At 43.8% G+C, this 20,005-nt stretch carries 17 protein-coding genes and 1 pseudogene; 5 read left to right on the top strand and 13 right to left on the bottom strand.

The features are described from left to right. Positions 1–56: 56 nt before the first annotated feature. The 11 genes from EV212_RS08100 to EV212_RS08050 form a co-directional block, all read right to left on the bottom strand. Positions 57–2,051, bottom strand: a complete 1,995-nt coding sequence (locus EV212_RS08100; RefSeq protein ID WP_132091566.1) for an LCP family protein — start codon at positions 2,049–2,051, stop codon at positions 57–59. Positions 2,052–2,128: 77 nt separating this feature from the next. Next, the gene (locus tag EV212_RS08095; RefSeq protein WP_132091563.1) at positions 2,129–2,857 is read right to left on the bottom strand and encodes an IspD/TarI family cytidylyltransferase; all 729 of its coding nucleotides are present in this window, start codon (positions 2,855–2,857) and stop codon (positions 2,129–2,131) included. An 18-nt stretch (positions 2,858–2,875) separates the two neighbouring features. Continuing rightward, positions 2,876–3,559, bottom strand: coding sequence for a sugar transferase (locus EV212_RS08090; protein ID WP_132091560.1), 684 nt, complete (start codon positions 3,557–3,559; stop codon positions 2,876–2,878). Next, complete coding sequence (locus tag EV212_RS08085; RefSeq protein WP_132091557.1) at positions 3,553–4,755, bottom strand: DegT/DnrJ/EryC1/StrS family aminotransferase; 1,203 nt, start codon at positions 4,753–4,755, stop codon at positions 3,553–3,555. Before EV212_RS08085 ends, EV212_RS08090 begins: the two co-directional genes overlap by 7 nt. Then, entirely contained in the window at positions 4,755–6,722 is a 1,968-nt protein-coding gene (locus EV212_RS08080; protein WP_132091554.1) for a nucleoside-diphosphate sugar epimerase/dehydratase, read from the bottom strand. Before EV212_RS08080 ends, EV212_RS08085 begins: the two co-directional genes overlap by 1 nt. A gap of 28 nt (positions 6,723–6,750) precedes the next feature. Then, positions 6,751–8,247, bottom strand: a complete 1,497-nt coding sequence (locus EV212_RS08075) for an LCP family protein (protein WP_132091551.1) — start codon at positions 8,245–8,247, stop codon at positions 6,751–6,753. Positions 8,248–8,508: 261 nt separating this feature from the next. Continuing rightward, the gene (locus EV212_RS08070) at positions 8,509–8,952 is read right to left on the bottom strand and encodes a MaoC family dehydratase (protein ID WP_132091548.1); all 444 of its coding nucleotides are present in this window, start codon (positions 8,950–8,952) and stop codon (positions 8,509–8,511) included. Positions 8,953–8,988: 36 nt separating this feature from the next. Next, the gene (locus EV212_RS08065) at positions 8,989–10,125 is read right to left on the bottom strand and encodes an acyl-CoA dehydrogenase family protein (protein WP_132091545.1); all 1,137 of its coding nucleotides are present in this window, start codon (positions 10,123–10,125) and stop codon (positions 8,989–8,991) included. A 128-nt stretch (positions 10,126–10,253) separates the two neighbouring features. Further along, complete coding sequence (locus EV212_RS08060) at positions 10,254–11,258, bottom strand: electron transfer flavoprotein subunit alpha/FixB family protein (protein WP_132091542.1); 1,005 nt, start codon at positions 11,256–11,258, stop codon at positions 10,254–10,256. 13 nt (positions 11,259–11,271) lie between these two features. Further along, complete coding sequence (locus tag EV212_RS08055; protein WP_132091539.1) at positions 11,272–12,075, bottom strand: electron transfer flavoprotein subunit beta/FixA family protein; 804 nt, start codon at positions 12,073–12,075, stop codon at positions 11,272–11,274. A gap of 164 nt (positions 12,076–12,239) precedes the next feature. Then, a complete protein-coding gene (locus EV212_RS08050; RefSeq protein WP_132091536.1) occupies positions 12,240–13,118 on the bottom strand; it encodes a LysR family transcriptional regulator in 879 nt (292 codons plus the stop codon). Positions 13,119–13,460: 342 nt separating this feature from the next. Here EV212_RS08050 and EV212_RS08045 point away from each other — a divergent pair, with 342 nt between their 5' ends. Beyond that, positions 13,461–15,035, top strand: a complete 1,575-nt coding sequence (locus tag EV212_RS08045) for an acyl CoA:acetate/3-ketoacid CoA transferase (RefSeq protein ID WP_132091533.1) — start codon at positions 13,461–13,463, stop codon at positions 15,033–15,035. A 27-nt stretch (positions 15,036–15,062) separates the two neighbouring features. Further along, positions 15,063–16,367 carry a GntP family permease gene (locus tag EV212_RS08040; protein WP_132091530.1) on the top strand — a complete coding sequence of 435 codons (1,305 nt, stop codon included), beginning with the start codon at positions 15,063–15,065 and terminating at the stop codon, positions 16,365–16,367. 64 nt (positions 16,368–16,431) lie between these two features. On the opposite strand, the gene EV212_RS08035 is transcribed toward EV212_RS08040, so the two are convergent. Both EV212_RS08035 and EV212_RS08030 read right to left on the bottom strand, forming a co-directional pair. Then, a complete protein-coding gene (locus EV212_RS08035; RefSeq protein ID WP_132091526.1) occupies positions 16,432–17,079 on the bottom strand; it encodes a trimeric intracellular cation channel family protein in 648 nt (215 codons plus the stop codon). Then, positions 17,079–18,044, bottom strand: coding sequence for a ketopantoate reductase family protein (locus EV212_RS08030; RefSeq protein ID WP_132091522.1), 966 nt, complete (start codon positions 18,042–18,044; stop codon positions 17,079–17,081). The genes EV212_RS08035 and EV212_RS08030 overlap by 1 nt, the downstream gene beginning before the upstream one ends. Positions 18,045–18,159: 115 nt before the next feature. Between EV212_RS08030 and EV212_RS08025 the strand changes: the two genes are divergently transcribed. The 3 genes and pseudogenes from EV212_RS08025 to EV212_RS08015 all read left to right on the top strand — a co-directional run. Further along, positions 18,160–18,516: a sporulation initiation factor Spo0A C-terminal domain-containing protein gene (locus EV212_RS08025; protein ID WP_132091519.1), complete on the top strand. Its 357-nt coding sequence runs from the start codon at positions 18,160–18,162 to the stop codon at positions 18,514–18,516. A 106-nt stretch (positions 18,517–18,622) separates the two neighbouring features. After that, positions 18,623–19,753: an STAS-like domain-containing protein gene (locus EV212_RS08020; RefSeq protein ID WP_132091516.1), complete on the top strand. Its 1,131-nt coding sequence runs from the start codon at positions 18,623–18,625 to the stop codon at positions 19,751–19,753. Positions 19,754–19,771: 18 nt separating this feature from the next. After that, a pseudogene (locus tag EV212_RS08015) lies at positions 19,772–19,921 on the top strand (transposase); the annotation flags it as partial. Between the last annotated feature and the right edge of the window lie 84 nt (positions 19,922–20,005).

Below are 20,005 nucleotides of genomic sequence, written 5' to 3'. Positions count from 1 at the left end.
AGAAACGGCATAGCCAAAGCTACGCCGTTTAAATACAATATTCCATTATCAACTTATCAATACTCTTCGTCTTCCGAATACTCAAAAGTCTCACTGTCTTCTTCACCCAGATAGCCGCCATGTTCCCAATAGAAGTCGTCATACTCATCATCGTCCGCATGATTATTAACATAATAATCATCATCTGCATCGCTTCCATTTACTTCATAGGCTTCCTGAATGTCAGTGGCTCTCGGCTCAGAAATCACCTGGCCCTTCATAAGTTTATCAATCACTTCTTTGACAGCATCAATAGAATCATCGTCCAACACTTCTACATCCAAAGGCGCGCCCGCATAGGATGCACAATATTCCTGCGAAGAGATGCCATAGACACTGGAAGAAACGATATTCCAGTCCGCACCGTCATTTAACTGCATCTTTACAAGGCTGGCCAACTGCTGAGAAGTAAAGTTGGTATCCATCTTACCTTCCAAACTGGAAAGAAGCCCGGTATATCCGGTCAGAAACGCCGGAGATTTAATTTTTTCAAGAAGGGCCGCAATAACCTTCTGCTGGTTCTTTGCCCGCTGATAATCTCCTCCGGCCGCATTCATACGCTCTCTTGCAAAAGCCAGTGCATGCACGCCGTCCAGATGGTTCATACCCCTGTCATATTCATAATAGCTCCATGTATCTGTGTCTGCGTCATACTGCTTATAATAGGTGGAAAAGGCATAATCTGATTCCACATCAATGCCGCCGAGAGCATCAACCATCATGATCAGTGAAGTAAAATTAATCCGTACATAATAGCGGATATCCAGATCAAAGATTTCTTCCATAGAAGCAATTGAATACTGGATGCCATACATACCTGCATGGGTCAACTTATCCTTTTCTCCGTAGGTTATACCCGGAATCTCCACATAAGCATCCCTCGGCACACTGACAAGCAGCACCTGCTTTGTCGTCGGATTGACACAGGCCATGATATTAACATCGCTCCGGCTGGTCTGTTCCAGTTCTCCATAGACGTCCATGCCGCTGAGGAATACAACAAATGGTTCTTTTGTAATCGGAAGATCCGGAATATCTTCCATATAGACTTCTGTCTCTACATTAAAGTTATCGATAATCCGGACTTTCTCCAAAAATCCCGGATTTTTTTCTTCAATCAACTCATCGAGGGCCTGATTGTATATCATGGCATCAATCTTGCCATCGTATAATGCCTGAACCTGCTCCGAATAGGAATTATATTCAACTGTATCAATTTCCGAATCCAGACTGTTGTTCATCTGGGTAATGGCCAAATCCACTTTGGAACGGTCATTTCCCGCCATAATGCCAAATTTGTAATCCTTTGCATCGCCCAGTGACTCGGCCGGATCATCCGCAAGTACCCCAATAACAATCTTATCTGTCTGATATGCTTTTACTTTTGTCACGCTGTTCAAAGTGTATATGGTTTTTGCCACATATACACTGCCGAAAATCATAATGAGTATCACAATAAAGGATATGATTTTCCCCGCCCAATGGGCATGCTTCCGAAATTGAAGTAAAAAACAAATCAGCGCCAGCAATATCAGAATAATACTGGCAGCAATAAAATATTTTGTCGGTAAAACATCCAGTTTAAAAATAAGTCCCATAAAAACGACGGATAAGATGAACTGCAGGATAGCCAAAATCTTACCGCCCAAATGTCTGTTTTGCCGCCGTTTTTCCGCTTTCTTACGAAGTCGCGCTTCCCTTTGCCGATAACGTTTCTCAGCCTCCGCTTCATCAAATTCATGGGTATTCCTGTGAGAATATATCGGTTTTCGCGTTTCGTAAACTTCCTCTTCGTAATCTTCTTCATAAATTTCCGCTTCTTCGCCGTCCGATTCATCAAAAAGTTCAGAACCGTTGGCCGGTATTTTCGGCGCTGACCGCCGCCTGAACAGTGCGGAGTCGAATTCGATTTCCCCACGTTCAGACTCTTCAGACTTCCTTTTCGGCGGATTCGAAGCTTCAGCATCATCCATTAATTTTTCGAAATCCTCAAACGTGCTTTTCCTCTGCATATTTCTATCCCTTCCAATTTCTTCAAAACATTATACACGACGTAAAAAGGCCTGACAATAGTAAAAACGCACGGAAATCACCAACTTTTTGTGTCTAATTCTCCATTTTCAGCCATAACCTGGGCTATTTTATAATCCGCAGCCGTTGTAATCTTCATATTTGAGACCTCACCGGCCACTATATGTACCGGGACCTGCCGCACAATGCATATCTTACAGGCATCTGTCAGAATACCTTTTTCCTCCTGTGTCAGTCCCAGATACAGATTCTTTAACAAATCCATCCGAAAGCTCTGAGGGGTCTGACTCTGATAGAGGTATTTCCGTTCAGGAATATCTTTTACCGTTCTGCCATCTTCGGACAAGATAATCGTATCCACCGCCGGAATCGCCGTATCCACCGCGTCATACTGCAAAACTGCCTTCACATGCTCCTCGATCAATCGCCGGGTCACAAAAGGGCGTACCCCATCCTGAGTGATAATATAATGAGGTTCCTCATTCCCAAACTCCTGCTCAATCTGTTTGATGACATTCATTATTGTCTCATTGCGCTCAGTGCCTCCCGGAACAAGATGTACCCTGAGCCATTCCTGTTCCGGAATATATTCCTGTACAAGCCGGGCCATATATTCCAACCATTCCGGATGTACCCCTATATAAATATCCTCAAGCTCCGGACATTGCAAAAAAGTATTCAACGTATAAATAATGATCGGCCGGTCCGCCAACTTCAAAAACTGTTTTGGCATATCTGCTCCCAGTCTGCTTCCGACTCCTCCGGCCACTATTACTCCAAAAATCATCTCTGCCCGCCTCACATTTTACCGGAATACGGCGATCACCGTATCCACCATAATTTTTATTTCATGAATCAAGCTATACTCTCGAAGACTTTTTAAATTATATTCCATTTTTTCAGGCAAAACCACCTGAATGTAGGTTTCATCCACATCGGCCACATCGGCCAGCAACTTTTCTTCATCTTTATATTTGATGGAAACCTCCGAGGTCACGCCGGCAGGTAAAAGCAGAGTTGCCGTCATTTCATCCGTATATTTACGAACATATTTGACAACCTCCGGCCGCGTTCCCACGAAGCTCATATCACCCAGTAAGATATTGATCAACTGAGGAAGCTCGTCCAGACGGTAATGCCGCATGATCGCCCCTAACCGTGTGATCCGCGTATCGCCGCTGGCTGTCACCTGACTTCCCATCTGATCCGCATGATCGACCATCGTCCGAAATTTAAAAATACGAAACTGACGGCCATACTGAGTCACACGAACCTGACGGAAAAAGGCCGGCCCCGGAGAATCCAGCCGCACAGCCATCGCCAATACCACAAGCACCGGTGCCAACATGACTAAAAGCACCACTGAAAGCGTCACATCCATGCACCGTTTCAAAAAAAGACTTGCTTTCTTTTTCTGCAATTGATCATAATAAGGCCGAACCGCCTCATTTTGCATACGTTTCGGTAAATCATCCCATTTTCTTAACATAAGTCCATCCATACTTTCTTAAAAGTGTCCGTCACATAGACCACCTGCTCATCGGTCAGGCAGGTATGCAGCGGCAAGGTCAGCTCATTTTCAAACATATGAAATGCATTTGGATAATTTTTAATATCAAACCCCATGTCTTTATAGGCAGATAATAAAGGCAACGGTTTGTAATGAACATTCGTCGCCACGCCTTCCTCCGCCATTCCCAAAATAAACTGATTTGTAAACTCACGGTCTCTTCCGGTCAGACGCACAAGGTATAAATGCCCGCTGGATACATCTTTTTCATTAAAATGCACCAGGTGGGTCACAGGAAATTCGCTTAAAGCTCTATCATAAATTTCGATAATTTCTCTCCGCCGTCTCAGTATTTCCGGATAACGTTTGAGCTGAGCCAGCCCAATGGATGCCATAATATCCGTCATATTACATTTATAGTAAGGCGCTATAATATCGTATTCCCAGGCTCCCAACCTTGTTTTAGCCAGAGCATCCTTCGACTGGCCGTGAAGTGACATGAGCATATACTGCTTGTATAATTCCTCATTGTCCATCCCCGGAATATCTCTCCAGGTCACCGCACCGCCTTCCGCTGTCGTCAGGTTCTTTACCGCATGAAAAGAAAAACAGGTAAAATCGGCAATTTCTCCGCACATTTTCCCCTGGCGCATCGCTCCAAAAGCATGGGCGGCATCCGCCATAAGGATGACCCGGCCAATTTTTTTCTGAATATCATTGGACGGTCTGAATAAATCTTTTTTGCTCTCCACAATTTGAAAAAGACGGTCGTAATCACAAACCACGCCGCCCAGTTCTACCGGAATGATCACCTTCGTCCGCTCCGTAACAGCCGCTTCCAGCTTGTCATAATCCATCTGAAAGGACTCGGTTCCCGTGTCCACCAGCACCAGTCTGGCTCCTACATGACAGACCACACTGGCTGTTGCCGTATAAGTATAGGCACTTGTAATGACCTCATCTCCCGGTCCCACACCAAGGAGCCGCAGAGTTGTTTCCATGCAGGCCGTCGCTGAATTTAAAGCAACGGCCCGGCTTGTCTGACAAAAATCTGCAATCTTATTTTCAAACAACTTCGTTTTCGGTCCTGTGGTAATCCATCCGCTTTTTAATGTATCTACGACTTCTTTTATTTCTTCTTCGCCAATATCCGGCGGTGAAAAAGGAATGTTCATCAAGTCTCATCTCTTTTCAATGTTTTACTCTGTCGGAAAGGCTCATACTGGCTGACCTCCGAATCGCCTACCGACACCATCCGCTTCAATTTCAGCGCATCCCGCTTCTTATCTTCCGGCCGGATATGATAGGTCGGCACTATTTTAGATATCATGGCCTTCATCTGGTCGGTTTCATCATAAGCATAGGTATAAAGCTTTTCCAGATTTCGAAGAAATTCATCCTCATCAAATTCTATCGGTTTTCCGACATAAATCATCTTATTTGCCGTCTGCTGAAGTCCCTCTTCATTCATCAGAAGCTCCTCAAACAGCTTCTCTCCCGGTCTCAGACCGGTATATTCAATCTCTATATCCTCGCCCACCGTATAACCGGAAAGACGAATCAGATTTCGCGCCAGATCATCAATACGCACCGGCTCACCCATGTCCAGTACAAAAATCTCGCCGCCTTTGGCTGTGGCTCCCGCTTCCAGCACAAGACTCACCGCCTCCGGAATCGTCATAAAATAACGCACCACATCCGGGTGAGTCACCGTGACCGGACCGCCGGCTTCAATCTGCTTCTTAAACAGGGGAATGACACTGCCATTACTTCCCAGTACATTTCCAAACCGCACGGCAACAAAATCTGTATCCGAACGATTATTAAAGGACTGTACGATCATCTCGCACATCCGCTTGCTGGCTCCCATAATATTGGTGGGATTCACCGCCTTATCGGTGGAAATCAGCACAAACCGTTTGGCGCCGTACCGATCAGCCGCCGTCGCAACCTTATAAGTCCCAAATACATTATTTTTAATCGCCTCATTCGGACTGTCCTCCATTAACGGCACATGTTTATGAGCCGCCGCATGATAGACAATCTCCGGCCGATACTGTTCAAAAATCGAATTTACCCGATTTGTATTACGCACTGAGCCAATCAGCACGATCAAATCCAGATGTGGATACTTTTGTTTTAATTCCTGTTGAATATCATAGGCATTATTCTCATAAATATCCAGAATAATGAGCCGACGCGGATGATTCGCCGCAATCTGACGACACAATTCACTTCCGATCGAGCCGCCGCCTCCGGTCACAAGAATACATTTCTTGGAAACATAACTCATAATGGACTGAACATCCACATCCACAGTTTCCCGGCCAAGAAGATCTTCAATCTGAACATTACGAATCATGGACAAATCCAGGTCTCCGGTCACAAACTGATAAACACCGGGAAGAATTTTCAGGTCACAGTTCGTATCTTTACAAATATCCACGATTTCTTTTGTGGTTTTTTTGCCTATACTCGGCATGGCGATGATAATTTCATTGATATCATATTTTTTCACCGATTCAATAATCTTATCCCTGCCGCCGACAACTTTCACTCCATGAATATAATTATTCTGCTTATGTTTATCATCGTCGATAAAACATTTGATCCGGGCATCCAGATAATTACTCATGATCAGCTCTTTCATGACCATATTTCCGGCCTCACCAGCGCCAATGATCATTGTATTCCGGGCATGCCGTCCATGATTCCGACTCTCGATCAGCGTCCGTATAATGATGGTTGAATATCTGGTAAAACAAACGCAGATCAGAAGACAGATAAAGTAAATAGCAAAAAAGCTTCTCGGCACTGCATTATAGGTAAAATAGCTATAGATTATTGTAAAGATCGTGGACCCTGCCACCGCAGCCACAATGCCCACAAGTTCCCTGGAATTAGCAAAACGCCACAGTGTATGGTAAAGCTTCGCCGCCCAGAAAATCAACAATGTGATCACGATAAAGGCCGGAACCATCCGTTCCACCGCCATCATATAGGGAACCGGTATATGGCTCACATCCATTTCAAAACGCATGAGCAGGCCCAGAAAAGAACAGAGGGCCACGCTCAATGCGTCTACGATGACTAAAAAGAGTTTATTAATTAACGCTTGTTTTTCTTTTTTTAAGGAATCCATCGCCTAATCCCTTTCCCCGCAATTTGAATTAATTCATCATGCTCGCGGTAATTTCGTCCTGTGTTACGGTTTCGCCATTTCGAATCCGATTGATAAAGTCTGCTGCCGTATTGACGCTGTTTTCATCCGGATTCATGACGTAGAGCACATTATCTCCCGAAGAATAGCACGTATTTTCATCACCTGTACCCACAACTCTGGAAGACAGCATATCCCATCCGTCGCCGTCATTCAACTGCATACGCACCAGACTGGAAATCTGCTGCTGACTTAAGGATGTCTCAAAGCTGTCAGACAAGCTGTCCATAATACCCATGTAACCGGTTAAGATGGCCGGTGACAAACATTTGTTAATGATCGCCTTCATAACAATCTGCTGGTTCATGACACGGTCATTATCGCCATTCGGCAGATTATAACGCTCTCTGGCAAAGGCTAAAGCAGAAGAACCGTCCACTCCATAGTTCATGCCCTGGACAAAGTATTCACCGCTGATGGTCGTAAATTCGTAAACAGAATCCAGATCCACACCACCAAGCGCATCCACCATATCCCGTAATGTGGTGAAATTCACCTTTGCATAGTAATCTACATCCACGCCAAATAACTGGGACAGTGTGTCCATGGAACACTGAGGTCCGTAAAGCCCGGCATGGGTCAGCTTATCACGGTATTCACCGGAAATCCCCGGAAGCTGTACATAATAATCTCTTGGAATCGAAGTCATCAGAACCTGATTTGTATTTGGATTGACCGTAACAAGCATATTTACATCGCTTCTGCTGGTCGTGGCAATACTTCCTTCCGTATCAATACCGCTGATAAATACGGTAAACGGCGTCTTTGTAACATCCTTTTTATCACCGGATACGGTTTCCACCTTTGTCTTAATCTCGATATGTTTCAGCTCGCGGATATCCGCAGCGAAATTCGGAAATTGTTCTGTCAAAGATGAATCATAGGCTGTGTTGTAAATAATCGCCCCCACATTGCCATCGTATAAATCCTGGACCATCATATATGGGTCGTCATAATTATAGTATGCCAAATCCTGTCCAAGTTCATTAGACGCCTCAACGATGGCCTGCTCCACCTTATCACTTCCGCCGATCACCTGAGCGCCAAACTCATAATCAGCCGCATCCTTCAGTGTCTGAGCTGCATCATCATTTAATACCGCAATGGCAATACGGTCTACTTTATAATCATTACTGGTAATGCTGAACAAGGTTGCATTGGTACGAATCAGATAGACGTTAGCGAATGCCAGAAGAAAGAGCATCAATACGCAATCCACCTTACCTATGATGTGGGCACTGCGTGTAAACTGAGATCCCAGGGCAAAAGCATCCAAAAACATCAGAATGCCAAAAATAATTGCCAGATACTTCATTGGCAAAATGTTGATCATCAAAAGTACAACAACAAAAACAATCGATAAAACGATCTGCAGTATAGCTAAGATCTTGCCGACCGTATGCCGATTTTTCCTTTTCTTTCTCCGGTTGTTTTTATTATTTCCCATAATTCACCTCTGTATAAATTTTTTTAGAATCATCCATTATATCCCACTTATTATAGTACATGAACTTTCAAAAAGCAATGTAAAACCGTATTTATCACATTTTTAACACATTTTCAGAGACCTTGTATACAAAAAAAGCACCCCCGATACCGGATTAGGGCGGCCGGCATCAGGGGGTGTTCCTACTATATAAGTTGGGAGGCTTATATAAGTTTTACAATACTTTTTATTAATTTAACAAGGCAAGCAGTGGTTAACGCTTCAATTTCTAGGCGGCATACATGTGGCGATACCTTCCGTCACAACTTCGCCATTCTGGTTTGTAACCTGCTGTTTTACTTTAACAATGTAAAAATCTTTTTTCTCTTTGTACTGAATATCAATGATTTCACAATGTGCTGTAATAACATCTCCCGGGTATACCGGTTTCATAAAAGTAACTTCCTGACCCATATGAATTGTGCCAAGTCCCGGAAGCTGCATTCCGAGAACAGCGCCGCAAAGGCTCAGACTGATAACACCATGGGCAATACATCTGCCAAACTGGGTGGTTGCCGCATAATCTTCATCGAAATGCATTGGATTTGTATCTGTCGATACTTTGCCAAAATACTCGATATCCTCTTTTGTTATTGTCTTTGTCCGGCTGGCAGTCATTCCTACTTTCAATTCAGGACCTGTAAATTTTTTAATTTCTTCAGCCATATTTGTTTCCTCCTCTCATAAGTTCCTCACGTTGAATTATTTTCTGAGAACAGCTCCGCTAATAACGATCCGCTGCACTTCATTGGTTCCTTCACCAATTTCCATCAGTTTATTATCACGCATCAAACGCTCAACATTGTATTCTTTGCTGTAACCATTTCCACCTAAAACCTGAATAGCATCCAGACAAATCTGTGTTGTATGGGAAGCAGCAAACAATTTAGCTTCAGCAGCCTGAACGGAGCAGCGTACGCCGCTGGCCTTCATTTCAGCCACATCATAGAGCATCAGTTTCATTGCTTCGATGTACATAGCCATATCGGCAATCTTAAATGCAATGGCCTGATGTTTTGCGATTGGTTTTCCAAAAGCTACACGTTCCAATGCATAATTTTTAGCAATATCCAGAGCATGTTCAGCAATACCGGTAGAAATTGCAGTACAGCTGACACGTCCGCCGTCAAGGCCTTCCATAGCCATCTTGAAGCCCATGCCTTCTTTATCAAGCAATGCTTCTGCAGGAACTTTCAGGTCATCAAAAGTCATACCATGTGTATCGGAGCTGCGCATACCCATCTTATCTTCTTCCGCATCAATAATCAGGCCTGGTGTTCCTTTATCAACGATAAATGCTGAAATACCGTTGGCGCCTTTTTCCGGATCTGTTACTGCCATGATTACATAATAATCAGCAATGCCAGAGTTTGTGATCCATGCTTTACTTCCGTTGATCACATAGCTGCCGTCCGCCTGTTTTTTTGCTCTTGTACGAAGTCCGGCCGCATCGGAACCCGCACCCGGCTCTGTCAGACAGAATGCAAAAAGTTTGCCATCAACAACGCCGGATAAATATTTCTGTTTCTGTGCTTCACTACCGTGTTTTAAAATCATGTCGGTACATACCCAGCTAATTTCCATAGCCATCGCAAAACCGGCGTCCCCCTTCGCCAATTCGTGGGTAATGATGGCGCATTCTACGTCGCTGAGTCCGGCGCCGCCGTATTCTTCAGGAATAGGTGTGGACTGAAGACCTGTTTCAATATACTTCTGATAAAGCTCATGACACCATCCATTCTGGTCCATCTCACGCCCTCTCGGTTCTACTTCCTTCTTTGTAAAATCACGAACCATTGCCTGAATATCTTTCTGTTCTTCTGTAAACTTGTAACCCATGTGTTTTCCTCCTTCTCAATTGTTTTTTGTTTTATTTTTCACAATTTCATTATACTTTCTATTTTTTTCAAAGTGAAATACTAAAAAAACATAGAATTTATATGCTACGCACATAAATATTTCAGTTTTTATGCATTTAATTTCTGAATCTCTTTAATCAATTCAGGAATCACCGTAAATAAATCTCCGACAATGCCATAATCAGCCACATCAAAGATCGGCGCTTCTTCATCTTTATTGATCGCTACGATACAATCCGATCCGGTAATTCCCGCGGAATGCTGAATGGCGCCGGAAATGCCGCAGGCAATATAAAGCTTCGGCGATACAGTTTTTCCTGTCTGGCCAACCTGATGAGCATGAGGCATCCATCCTGCATCTACTACGGCACGAGAAGCTCCTACCGTCGCATTTAATTCTTCAGCCAGCCTTCGGATGATTTCAAATCCTTCCGGTGAACCAACGCCCCGGCCTCCGGAAACAATGATTTCTGCTTCTTCCAAATTGACTGCTTCAGCCACTTCTTTAATCCGATCTAATAATTTTGTCCGGATATTTTCCGGAGCAATATGAATATCTTCATAAATCATGGTTCCTATTTTCCCTGTGACCGGCTCTGGCTTCTTGAATATTCCCGGGCGGACCGTACCAAGCTGAGGCCGATTATCCGGGCAAAGAATCATTGCCATCAGATTCCCGCCAAAGGCCGGACGTGTCCAGATCATATTCCCTGTTTCCGTATCATAATCCAGCATCGTACAGTCCGCTGTCAGGCCCGTATTCAGATCACAGGCCATCTTTGGTCCTAAATCTCGTCCATTATTTGTGGCGCCGATCAAAATTGTGGATGGCTTGTATTTTTCCACTAATGTTTTCATCGCATAACTGTAAGCATCTGTGGAGTAGTTAAAATATTCGTCACCCTCTACAAGAATGACTTCATCCGCGCCATAATCAATCGTTTTTTCAGCAACATCTTTCACATTGCCGCCAATGACTACAGCAACAAGCTTTCCGCCCATTTTATCTGCCAAAACACGTCCCGGGGATAAAAGTTCGTATCCCACGGATTTCGCTGTATTTTCTTCCGTTTCTACAAATACCCAAAGGTTTCTATATTCCTCAAACTGCATAACTCCAACCTCCTTACAGCACCTTCGCATCCGCTAACATGCCGACAAGTTTCGCTGCGGATACAGCCGCCTCTTCTCCGGCAATTTTTACACACGTCTTATTTCTCACCGGTGTAAAGGTCTTCTTTACCTTTGTCGGAGAACCCTTCAGACCGCATCTGCTTAAATCAATGTTTGGAATATCATCCGCCGTAATCACCTGAATCGGCACCTTCCGCGCCGCCATTTTGCTCTTTAATGTCGGAAATCTTGGATCAAAAGCTGTTTTGACAACTGTGACCAACGCCGGTTTTCTGACGGAAATAATATCGTACCCCTGGTCGCTTTCTCTTTTGACAATGACGTCCTCTCCATGAACACTGACTTCTGAAGCATAAGTTACCTGGGCCAGTCCCATATGGGCGGCAATTTCCGGGCCTACCTGACCGGTATCACCATCAATGGCCTGTTTTCCGCTCAAAATCAAATCAAATTTACCTTCTTTTTCTTCAATTGCAGCAATGGCGCTGGCTAAAATATAACTGGTTGCCAAAGTATCTGAACCGCCAAATGCTCTGTCGCTGCAAAGATAAGCCTTATCCGCTCCAACGGAAAGGCACTCGGTCAGAGCCTCCTTGGCCTGCATCGGTCCCATGGACAATACTGTAATTTCCGTGTCCGGCGTCACATCTTTGACTCTTGCCGCCACTTCCAGCGCACAGGCGTCAAATGGATTGACAATACTCGGTACACCTGCCCGAATGAGGGTATTCGTAACAGGATCGATCTTAATCTCCGTTGTATCCGGCACTTGCTTTACACATACTAAGATTTTCATGATATACCTCCTTCTGTTGTAAACTGTTGCTTAAAGTATAGCCTCTGATTTTAATAAAGAGAAATATTAAAATTGCATACCTTTTATCGCGCCAACGCATAAATACGTTCTTTTTTCAGAACATAAAAAGCGCCGTCTGCATTGAAACAACGGCGCTGTTTATATCATTTATAGGCTTTAACTAAATGTTTTATTAAATTTTTTACGTTGGCAGAAACTTTTGTGCCTTTCTTGGTAATGGTCACCACTTTCCATTCGGCCAACTCTCCCCGAAGGGGTACAGCGACAACGCCTTTACCAATATATGGTGCAATCGGTCTTGGCAGAACAGAAATTCCCTGCGCCAAAGACACCAGCGCGGCAATATAGTCCCAGCTTGGACTGCAATGAATAATGTTTGGCTCAAACCCTTCATTACGGCACATCGTATAAACATTGCTGAATAACTGATATGTAGAATCCAGCATAATAAAAGATTCTCCCTTCAGCTCTTCAATTCCCACCTCTTTGCGTCCGGCCAACGCATGCCCCTCCGGAACCATGACAGCCAGACGGTCACTGATAATTTCTTTCACGTCAAAACGATTTTCATCGACAGGCCGAATGACCAATCCCACGTCAAGCATCCCTTCCAGTATCTCTTTATGAATCAGCCGACTGCCTTCCACAGTAAAACAAAGCTTCACGTCCGGATATTGCTTATTAAAATCCGGCATAAACAACGGCGCCATGATCGTATTCAGCACCGACGGAATACCCAGTCGTATTTCACCCACATCATTGACACTATAACTTTGGAGATATTCCTGAAGTTCCTCAAATTCTTTAATGACCCGTTCGCCCCTCTCCAGCAATTTTCTTCCGGCAGGTGTTAATTTGAAACTCCGGGTCGTCCGGTTGATCAATTGGACATTGTATTCATCCTCTATGCACTGGACAGTCCGGCTCAAAGACGATTGAGAAACCCGAATTTTTTCTGCAGCCTGGGAAAAGCTTCTCACCCTGGCAATACACACAAAATAATACAACTGCCTATATTCCATATGTTTTCCCCCTTTACGTCAAAAGATATTTTCACACTAACTTGAATTATCATCCCATAGGGCGCACTTTAATTTTAGTATATCCAATTGTTTTTTATTTATCAATCAAACTTTTCCTTCTTTTTTTCCAGTTATTCCCCTTTTGATATCTGAAAATTCAACCTTACTCTTCTTTTTTATCCGCATATTTCCTCGCTTTTTTCACATTTACAAAGTTTTTATTTATGTTTTTCAGGCATGAATCTCATGCGTTTTTGGTATTTCTCTTTCCAACTAAGGCAAAGCTATAATGAAATTACAATAGTTTGTCAAAAGATTAACTTTTACAAAGGAGGTTTTAGAATGAACAAAGTAGTTACTATGGAACAGGCCGTTGCCATGATCAAGCCCGGTGATTTTGTCATCAACAGCGGTTTCCTCACATCCGCGACCCCGGATGCACTGATGCAGGCTGTAGCCGATTCTTTTGAAGCGACAGGCGTCCCGAATAATCTGACGGTAATGTTTGGCGCCGGTCAGGGAAACAAACGGGGCGGCCAGCAGGAACGCTGGGCCAAAGAAGGTTTGATCAAACGCTGGATTGGCGGCCATTATGCTTTTTCACCAAAAGCCGTGGAAATGATCGCTAACAATCAAGTGGAAGCATACAATCTGCCACAGGGTGTCATCATCGAAATGTACCGCGCCATGGGGCAAAACCGCAAAGGCTATATTACAAATGTTGGTCTGGAGACCTATGTTGACCCACGTCTGGAAGGTGGAAAATTAAATGCCCGCACCACCGAAGATATTGTTAAAGTCGTGGAAATTGAAGGGGATGAATATCTGTATTATCTGCTTCCGGACGTAGATATCGCTCTTATTCGTGTGACAACAGCAGATACCAACGGAAACTGTACGATTGAAGATGAGATTCTTCCGCTGGATATCCTGAGCGCTGCTATGGCCGCAAAAGGCAAGGGCGGAAAGGTTATCGTTCAGGCCAAAAATATCGTTGCTCCGGAAACAATTCCATCTCGTAAAGTTGCTGTTCCGGGCATTTTTGTTGATGCTATTGTCGTTCCGGAAAACCCGGAAGAAACACATCAGCAGACCAGCGATTATTACATGAACCCGGCATTAACCGGATCTTTCAAGATTCCTGTCAGCGCTGTGGAACCAATGAAATTTGACACAAAAGCGTTGATCGGAAGGCGCTGCGCTATGGAACTCGTTCCAAACGCCGTTGTCAATCTCGGTGTCGGTATCCCTGAAAAAGTAGCTGCAGTAGCCGGTGAAGAGGGTCTGGCCGATCAATTGATTTTGACCACCGAATCCGGTATGATCGGCGGCATTCCAAGCGGCGGCGGTTCCTTCGGCGCCGGAGTCAACGGCTGGGCAGAACTTCCGGAAGTCAGCCAGTTCGACTTTTATGATGGCGGCGGTCTGGATGTTACTTTCCTTGGCATGGCCGAAGCCGACACTGACGGAAATGTAAATGTCAGCAAATTCGGACCGGGCGTTACTGGCTGCGGCGGATTTATTAATATTTCCCAAAATACAAAAAACTGTATTTTCTGTGGCACATTTACAGCCGGAGGTTTAAAAACTGCCTGTGAAGACGGAAAACTTGTCATTCTTCAGGAAGGCAAGAGCAAAAAATTTGTACCTTCCGTTCAACAAATTACTTTCTCCGGTGCATATGCCCGCAGAAACAAAATGAACGTAAAATTTATCACAGAGCGCGCAGTTCTTGAGCTGCTTCCTGAAGGTCTCACCGTAACAGAAATTGCTCCAGGCATCGACCTGCAGACTCAGGTCCTCGACCAAATGGAATTTAAACCGCTTGTTGCCGAAAATCTGAAGACGATGGATGTCCGTATCTTCACCGATGCGCCAATGGGCATCAAAGATGAAATTTTGAGCAAAGTCAAATAAAAAACTTATACAGAGGAGGGTTTGTTTATGAGTTTATTTGGTATTATTTTGGGATTGGTCCTTTTAATTTTTCTTGCATTTAAAGGACAATCCATTCTTTGGGTAGCTCCGATCTGTGCAGCTGTTGTTGCACTTTTCGGAATGTTTGAAGATCCTTCCATCAATGTTTTGACCATGTACACAGAAAACTATATGCAGGGTATGGCGAATTTCACCATGAGCTGGTTTCCTGCTTTCCTGCTTGGCGCTGTTTTTGGTAAAATGATGGAAGCCACAGGGGCCGCTAAATCTGTCGGTCTGATGATTACGCGTTTTATCGGTGCAAAACAGGCGATTCTGGCCGTAGTTATCGCCTGCGCGGCTCTGACCTACGGAGGCGTATCTCTGTTTGTTGTTGTTTTTGCCATTTATCCACTGGCTGTGGCTGTATATCGGGAAGCTGATATTCCGAATAAACTCATTCCGGGACCAATCGCACTTGGGGCTTTCTCGTTCTCCATGTCGGGTATTCCAGGTTCTCCGCAGATTCAGAATATCATTCCGACCCAGTATTATGGCACGACCGCGATGGCGGCTCCGATCATGGCTCTGGCAGCCGGTGCTGTTATGGCCGTTGGCGGCGTCCTCTGGATGAAATACCGCGAGCGGAAATTAAAAGCTCAGGGTCTTCACTTTACAGAACCGACAAACCTGGAAGTATTTGACGAATCTTCACTTCCGAACGCTTTTGTTTCCCTGATTCCTCTGATTTCCGTTCCGATCACTCTCAACATACTGAAACTGGAACTGGTGGCTTCACTCTTGATCGCCATTGTTCTGACCGCATTGTTAAACTACAAATGCTTCAGACTGTTTGAGAAATGTCTTAACGAAGGCGCAGCCGGCGGTCTTGTCTCCATCGGTAACACTGCTGCTGCCAATGGTTTTGGCGCAGTTGTTAAAGCCGTTCCTGGTTTTACCACATTGACCAGCTTTGTTTTCGGTATTAAAGGCAGCCCACTGATTTCAGAAGCTATCGCCACATCTCTGCTGGCCGGCGCCACCGGTTCAGGTTCCGGCGGTATATCCATCGCCCTGGAAGCTCTCGGTCCAAAATATATGGAACTGGCTGCAAATGATCCGACGCTTTCTCCGGAAGCACTCCACCGAGTTGCCTCCATCGCCTGCGGCGGTTTAGATACACTGCCTCATAACGGCGCAGTTATTACCTTATTAAGTGTGTGCGGATTGACCCACAAAGATTCCTATATTGACATTTTTATGTGCTGTACAGCACTTCCGACACTCGCTGTTATTGTTGCCATCATCCTTGGAAGTATGGGTATTGTATAGTCCCACTACATAACAAAGGGATGAATTCCGTCGCATCGGAATTCATCCCTTTCTCTGTATCTCCCTACTCATAAGCCTTAGGAAGATTCCATTTAAAGACTGTAGCCAACATCCGAAGTCCAAAGACGGTGCCGATGCCGACAAAAGCCGCCGCCATGTCTTCCATCTGATAATACACTAAGCGATAATAAACAATACCTCCCAGTATGGAAGCCACCGCATAAATCCGCTTTCGGAGAACAAAAGGAATCTCTCCGATCATTAAATCTCTGAGGACGCCGCCCCCGATGCCTGTGACCATTGCCAGGAAAACAACAAAAAAGCCGTTATTCATATATCCCATACGCATCGCGACCTTCGCCCCGGTAATCGTAAAAGCCCCAAGTCCCGCCGCATCAAAAACATTATTAACCGCATTTACCACGGCCACATTGTGCTCATAGTATTCTTTTGACAGCCAGGCAATAAAAAATACAACAAGCGCCGTTACCACTGCAATGGCCATATAACGGTAATTTGAAAAGGCGGCGGGCGGTGTCTTGCCGACCAGTATGTCACGGATAATGCCGCCGGCCAACGCCGTTGTCGCTCCAAGGAAAATAACGCCAAACAAATCCACCCGCTTTTCCAGAGCGGCCATCGCTCCGGAGATGGCAAAAGAAATGGTTCCCGCCACTTCCAGAGCAGCAAAAAATATCTCTCCAAATGCCATTACTGAATCCCTTTCATTTTTACCCACTCGCTGATGCGCCGGTAATTTGGCACATCTACATGATAAGTTTCCCCGAGGCGTACCATTTCATGTACCAGACCGTCCACCTCTGACTTCCCTCCGGCCGCCACATCCCGCTGCATGGATGTTGTGGCATCCGGTGTTAAACCGGCCAAAATATTCCCCGCATTTTCTGCCAGATTCACATCAAAGGTAATACCCATCGACCGACCAACCATTTCCACTTCACGCACCAGATCAAAAAACATCTCCCGCCTTTCCCCCGGTACCATAAAATCAGCAGCCACGCCATCATAATAAAGCCCGGCGGCGCCCATGGGCGACACAAAAGAAAATTTCTGCAGTGCGTCTTTTTCAATATTTTCTGTCATACAGGCCTCAATTCCAGCCTCATTCAGAAGTTTCTCAACTTCACCCAGCCGTTCTCGCACCTGTTTTTCACGTTCCGGATTGACGGCCTTGTCAATCACCCCCGACGCTTCCCGTCCTCCCCGAAGCCCAAAAAATAACCGGAAAATCGGTGTTGGCTGAACAATCACCCCAGGGGCTTCAATCATTGAAAAAATATAGACACAGCCGTCGGTCACCGTGCAATCCAACTTTGGCTGTATTTTTCCGCCTGTGCCATAAACATTTAAAATGGGAATGACAATCGTATCTTTCCCCACAATCGGTTTTAAAAATTCTACCGCTTCATCTAATGAATAATATTTTACGCAGACAAATACCACATCCGGCACATCCTTATATTCCTCCATTGTATATGCCTTCACTGGATTTGACACGAAATCACCGATACGTGCCGATTTCACCCGAAGCCCATCTTTACGCATGGCTTCAAGATGTCTGCCACGCGCAATAAACGTGACATCCTCTCCCAGTTTCGCCAGATATCCGCCAATACATCCGCCGGTACCCCCGGCGCCTACAATAAGAAACTTCATTTTCCCTTTCCCCCTTATCTATACTTTTATTATAAAATACAAATTTCTTTCTGAAAACCTATTTCATTATTTTTAATTTCGTTATACAATAAATTTGTCTGCCATCGATTTGACCATGATGTCAACTTTAGAACTAAAGATTCGGGAAATCCTGCTTCAGGCACGGATCTCCAAAGCATACAAAGGATATCCATTTCTGGAATATGCCATATATCTGGTAATCGAAAACGAATCTCGTTTATGCCATATTTATAATGAAGTATACGTGAAAGTTGCCGAACATTTTGGGGTCGCACCAACAGCCGTTGAGAAAAATCTTCGGACGCTCCGTGATGCCTTCTGGCAAAACTCCGGCTACGAATACTTTAAAGAACAATGCGGCGTTATCCTTTACAATCGCCCGTTCCCAAGAGAAATTATTGAAATTCTTGCAGAACAGGTAGAAAAAGAAATGAGAAAAGAGCAACAATAAAAGCGGAGGCTTGCATCCGTCAAAGATGCAAGCCATAAAATGATGATTGAAATTCTCTATAAAGCGAATTGCCTATATACAGTTTTTAGAAACGCCCTGTAGAAATATGGGGCGTTTTGAATTATATTTTAACTTTACAAATACTCCCGCAAGCATTATAATTAAAATAAAAAAAAATATAGTTAAAACACAGGTGGCGATTTATATGAGTTTTACGTCGGAAAAAAGAGACCAAATAAAAAAATACATCTTAGAGAAAATCGGTGATGGACAAAAGGATGTTGCCAAAAGAGCTTCGGAAGCTTTCAATGTCTCACTCAATACGATTTACAGATACATCCGAGAATTGGAGAAAGCGGAAATAATAAGTAAAAACGCAAGAACCTATACTTTCGTTGAAGATACAAAAATCTTCGTTTTAACCAGGACGGACGGCCAATTAGATGAAGAAGATATTATTTATGCAAAGTATATAAAAAAATATATTGAAAAATTACCGGATAATGTTAAACAAATATGGCAATATTCTTTTATGGAAATGATGAACAACGCCATTGACCATTCACAGGCAGAAAAAGTATTCATACTAATCGCTCAAAATTATATGAATACAACCATCGCGATTTATGATGAAGGCATCGGAATATTCAAAAAAATTAAAGATTATTACAATTACGATTCTCTGGATGATGCTGTGAATGAACTTTTTAAAGGCAAATTAACAACGGATACTAAAAATCACTCAGGAGAAGGAATTTTCTTTACTTCTCGAATATTAGACGATTTTCTTGCTCTGTCCGATGGTAAAATATTTTCACACAACAAATATGAGGATATAGCCCAGGACATAAAAGAAATAGATTCTTTAAAAGAATGGGCCAATCAACGCGGAACTGTAATATTTATGCGATTGTCTAATTATAGCAAGAAAGTTTTAAAGGAGGTATTTGATATGTTTGCTGATATTGACGGCGGTTTTATAAAAACACGCATACCAATAAAAAATATATATGAAACATACCCTGTGTCAAGATCTCAAGCAAAACGCCTATACAATCGTTTTGATAAATTTCAGGAAATAGAATTAGATTTTTCCGGAATCGAAGAAATCGGTCAGGGATTTGCCCATGAATTATTTGTCGTTTTCACCAGAGAACATCCAAATGTAAAGTTGAGTCCTCTAAATATCTCAAAAGAAGTGGAAAAAATGATTAATCATGTAAAAAATGGTAATTAGTTCATCTTATAAAGGGACGGTGTGAAAGATATCCTGATTCTTTGCGCTGATGGTCTGACTGGGATCAAAGAAGCCATTGCAGCTGCCTTTCCAAAAACAGAACATCAGCGCGACGTTGTCCATCAGGTGAGAAACACTTTGAAGTATGTTCCAGATAAAGACGGGAAGCTCTTGAGCAGGTAACAGAGAAATGGGCACCAAAATATCCGAATTCCATGAAACGCTCATTTTTTTAACCTTTCACCCAGTCTT

This window comes from Frisingicoccus caecimuris, assembly GCF_004340975.1.
GTDB classification, from domain to species: Bacteria; Bacillota; Clostridia; order Lachnospirales; family Lachnospiraceae; genus Frisingicoccus; species Frisingicoccus caecimuris.
The sequence above is the reverse complement of the archived record's forward strand: the minus strand, read 5'-3'. Positions and strand labels throughout refer to the sequence as shown.